This is a genomic window from Wolbachia endosymbiont of Drosophila incompta, assembly GCF_001758565.1.
GTDB classification, from domain to species: Bacteria; Pseudomonadota; Alphaproteobacteria; order Rickettsiales; family Anaplasmataceae; genus Wolbachia; species Wolbachia pipientis.
This window is the reverse complement of record NZ_CP011148.1, coordinates 361,260-361,586: the sequence shown is the minus strand read 5'-3', so window position 1 is coordinate 361,586 and position 327 is coordinate 361,260.

Below are 327 nucleotides of genomic sequence, written 5' to 3'. Positions count from 1 at the left end.
ATCTAGCTGTGCACCAAGAAGAGCACCGAGTTCTGAGCCGATAATCCGGCCAATTGGACCAAAAATGCTGCCTGCTTGACCAAAAATTGATGATAAAATTATTGTAGACATGGTAATCCTCCTTTTGATAGATTTTTTTGAAATTGTTGAGAGAAGATCCAAGTGTCACGCTACTTGGATGACAAGAAAGTGGTACTGGGATGACAGATACTATGATAAGAAATTCAGCAGCTTACAATGGATAGTTGAAGTTTTTAATTAAGAAAAGCACACAAGTAAATCGTGTAGCTATAGTTATTGTAAGCAACAATGAAAAAGTGCGGAAGT